This is a genomic window from Blastocatellia bacterium, from assembly GCA_035573895.1.
Taxonomy (GTDB): Bacteria; Acidobacteriota; Blastocatellia; order HR10; family HR10; genus DATLZR01.
Genome location: DATLZR010000128.1, coordinates 1 through 4,142, shown reverse-complemented (window position 1 = coordinate 4,142; position 4,142 = coordinate 1). Strand labels below are relative to the sequence as shown.

General features: G+C 57.8%; 3 protein-coding genes and 1 pseudogene. All 4 read left to right on the top strand.

What is annotated here, in order from left to right:
• The first annotated feature begins 196 nt into the window (after positions 1-196).
• Positions 197-1,171, top strand: coding sequence for a UDP-glucose 4-epimerase GalE (gene galE, locus VNM72_11530; GenBank protein ID HXF06029.1), 975 nt, complete (start codon positions 197-199; stop codon positions 1,169-1,171).
• Between the two features lie 181 nt (positions 1,172-1,352).
• Complete coding sequence (locus VNM72_11525; GenBank protein ID HXF06028.1) at positions 1,353-1,784, top strand: hypothetical protein; 432 nt, start codon at positions 1,353-1,355, stop codon at positions 1,782-1,784.
• Positions 1,785-1,921: 137 nt separating this feature from the next.
• A pseudogene (locus VNM72_11520) lies at positions 1,922-2,035 on the top strand (IS607 family transposase).
• Positions 2,036-3,115: 1,080 nt separating this feature from the next.
• A partial coding sequence (locus VNM72_11515) for an FAD-dependent oxidoreductase (protein ID HXF06027.1) occupies positions 3,116-4,142 on the top strand: 1,027 nt, incomplete at its 3' end.

The window sequence follows — 4,142 nt, the reverse complement described above, 5'->3', positions numbered from 1 at the left end:
CACAGTGGCTGTATTAGGTCGGTCCGATGCCCGCCACGCGATCGAGGAGATCGCCGATGAGTATGCACGTCGCACGGGCTATCAGCCGGAGATCTTCTCCCAGTCGTCACCGGGAGCAGCCACCTTCGGACATCTCCGATTGACGCCCATTCGATCCTAACAGGCGAATGAGTGCGTAGACCTGTCAGAGGGAACTATGGCCATTCTTGTAACCGGGGGAGCGGGATACATCGGGAGTGTGACGGTTGAACACCTTTTGGCCGAAGGTGAGAGTGTCGTCATCCTGGACAATCTCTCGCGGGGACATCGAGCGGCGCTGGCGCCCGACATCCCTTTCTATCAGGGGGATGTGGGGGACCGAGCCCTGCTCAGGCACATCCTCAGCCGGCACGACATTGACTCGTGCATTCACTTTGCGGCATTGGCCTACGTGGGAGAATCGGTGGCCGAGCCTGCTCGCTATTTTGAAAACAACGTGGAGCAGGGATTAGCACTGCTGGGCGTTTTGCTCGAGGCGGGCGTGCGGCAATTCGTCTTCTCCTCGAGTTGCGCGGTCTATGGCGAGCCGGAGCGCATCCCCATTCCGGAGGATCATCCGCAACGTCCGACCAATCCCTACGGCTGGTCGAAGTTCATGCTCGAGCGCGCTCTCGAGTGGTACGACCGCGCCTACAATCTGAAATTTGTTTCGCTGCGCTACTTCAATGCGGCGGGAGCAACGGCCCGGCATGGTGAGATTCACGAGCCGGAAACGCACCTCATCCCCAATGTCCTTCGAGCCGCCGAAGGACGTATCCCTTTCGTCTCGATCTATGGCACGACCTATCCGACGCCCGACGGCACGGCCATTCGAGATTACATCCATGTGGCCGATCTGGCCACGGCACATCTTCAGGCGCTTCGGTATCTCCGGTCGGGGGGACGGTCGGAATGCCTCAATCTGGGAACGGGTCGCGGGTATTCGGTGCGAGAGGTGATTGACACAGCACGACGGATCACCGGATGCCCCATCTCGGTGGAGAATGCCCCGCCACGACCGGGTGATCCCTCACGCCTTGTAGCCGATGCTACCCGCGCGCGTCTCATTCTCGGGTGGGAGCCCGTCTTCTCCGACCTGGAAACGATCATTCGGTCAGCCTGGAAGTGGCAGATGAGCCAGCGACATAGCTGAAAAACAGCGCGGACCATTGGGCCGTCACGCAGGCTCGACGGCCGGCGATATCCCTCCTCACCCCCGACCTGGCTCTACCCGAAGCATTCTTGTGCTCCATCGAAAAGGAGGAGCGCCAAGAGCAGAAGCCGAATCAGCGCGATCTGTGCTACACTACCCCAGGCTAAGGAGGTGACTTCAGATGATTCGAGAAATCACCTGTAAAGCTGTCGTCGCCCTCTCCAGTCTCCTGGTGCTGGGAACTGGTATTTGCGTCATCTCGTCCGCCCAACGAACGAAGAAGGATAATATGGTCGAGATGGGGCAAGCTTATCGCGCCATCCACAACAAGGTCTTTACCGGAGCGGTCGAAGCCAAATTCACCGATCAGGATTTTCAAGAAATCAGCGCAAACTACGCCGCACTCGCGCGTCTGGCCGAAGAGTACGCCAAGCTGGAGACCAATCAGGACCTGGCAACGATCTCGCGCAATCTGGCACGCGATTCCCAGCAAATCAAAGCCTATGCGGATCGAAAAGATCCATTGATGATGGTTAATGTCTTCAGCCGGGTTATGTCCTATTGCGCCGAGTGTCACTATCAAACCCGGTGGCCCGCCACGCCTGCGAAATAGCAAGGGAAGCAACCGGAATTATTTTTCATCCGCGCGTCAGCGGGAAGACGGCGTCGCCGACGACATCTCGCTGGCCTGTTGTGTCAGAGGGTGAGCGAAAAAACGATAGGGGTGGAATGTCGTGAAAGCTATAGGGTGAGGTTGGGAGTGGACTCAGCGGTAGGTATTCAAAATTCATGAGCCTGTTAGCCGATTTCACCATTCACGCCATTGTGGGAGAGCATCGCGATCGGCTCGCTGGATTCGGGTGGTGAGAATCGGCACTGAAGGCATAAGGAAACTGATTGTCCGAGAGGAAGAGGAAATGAAAGAGGATAGGAGAGCGGACAAGCCTGCTCATCAAGCGCACCGGCGGTGCCCGCTCTGCCTGTAATTGGAGTCTGACTCAGAAGATCGAAGAGTACGGCAAAACGGCGAGGTTATCTCGCGGGAGACATTATAGAAGGCCACTCTCCAACCGAAATTGAGCCGGACATTTTCATCGAGCGATCGCTTCAGCGTGCCTCCGCCCGCAGAATGCGAGCGCCTCCCGGTGCAGACAATTGAAAAATTGCTATAGGACGGCAGTCGGGTCGCCAGCGATTCTTTGGACTTACGCCGTTGTCGAGAGGGCATAAGGGGTTCATGAGATCATCCGAACCGTGGTGTCTGAAACTCGCCCGATATTTTGGGCATCGGCGTTCGTCAGAAGGCAAGGGAGCGCGAAGCTACGATCCAGGGGGAATGGGAGAGCGCGGACTTTTCCAGTCTGAAAACTGCAAGGGGGTTGTCAGACCCCGGGGCCGCGAGAGCGGGCCGCCCACAGGAGAGAAGAACAACGGCGTCCGTTTCACACATCTCAGCGGTTGAACCGGCTGCGTGACTCCTGACCGTTTTTCTTTGTCCGCTCGGTGCCTTCTAGGCCGCGAGGGACAGTGAGACTCGACGGACTCGGAAATTCCGACGGACTTGAAACCCAGAATACTGGCCGAGATTTTTGGTCCCAAAGTCGCAATGGTTACAACGGGAGGCGTGCTTGCCATTTTTTCGGCGATCCGTTATTTTTCGGCATCACTTACGCGTGGGTGCTTTACAACAGAAGGGCATATCTCGCGTCAGCGGGATCGGCCTGCGTGGAAAACAAGTACAAGGAGCAGGCTCGATGCTGTTGCGTCTACAGGAGTGATGCACGGGATAGGAGAGCACCTGAGGAGGATGATCACCATCACAGTCCCCGGAAGATGATGCGGAGGACATCCCGCATCCATCCGAATGATCTGAACGGATGAACACGGCTGACATGGATGAGTGAGATGATCCCTGTGCATCAGCACTGACTCGTCGAAGGAGGGATGATGAGTGCACTGATGAACAATCGGCGGGTGACGATTATCGGCGGAGGACCGGGAGGCTATGCCGCCGCCTTTTACGCCGCCGACATGGGAATGGATGTGACGCTGATTGACGAAGAGCAGAATCCCGGTGGCGTCTGTCTTTATCGCGGATGTATCCCGTCCAAGGCTTTGCTGCATGTGGCCAAGGTTATCACCGACGCGCGCGAAGCGGCTCAATGGGGGGTGACGTTCGGTGAGCCGACAGTTGATCTTGATAGGCTGCGAGCCTGGAAAGAGAGCGTCGTCGCCAGGTTGACCTCCGGCCTGGGACAACTATCCCGACAGCGGAAGGTGAACTATATTCGCGGGCGGGCGAAATTCCTCGATTCGCGGACGCTCACGGTTGAGAAAAAGGATGGCGGCTCGGAACGACTGTCGCTTGAACATGTGATCATTGCTACCGGGTCCCGACCGGCAACCATTCCGGCGCTCTCATTGGAGTCACCTCGCGTGATGGATTCGACGACGGCGCTCGAACTCCCCGACATTCCTGAGACGTTATTGGTCATCGGCGGCGGTTATATCGGTCTGGAACTGGGCAGCGTCTATGCGACCCTGGGCAGCCGCGTCACTGTCGTCGAAATGATGCCGGGACTGTTGCCCGGCGTTGATCGCGATCTCGTCTCAATCCTTCAGAAACGGCTGGAGAAACTCTTCGCGGCGATCCTCGTTAACACGACCGTCCTGGAGATGACCGAAGATCGAGCGGGCATTCGGGTTCGCCTTCAGGGTCCCGATGTCGCTCAGCCCGAACAGGTGTTCGACAGGGTTCTCGTGGCAGTCGGTCGCAAGCCGAATTCGTCAGGATTAGGGCTGGAGAGCACGCGCGTCGAAGTGGATGCGCGAGGGTTCATTAAAGTGGACGGACAGCGGCGAACCAGCGAGCCGCACATCTTTGCCATCGGCGATGTCGCCGGCGAACCTATGCTGGCGCACAAAGCCACGCACGAGGGATTTGTGGCGGTGGAAGCGATTGCCGGCCATC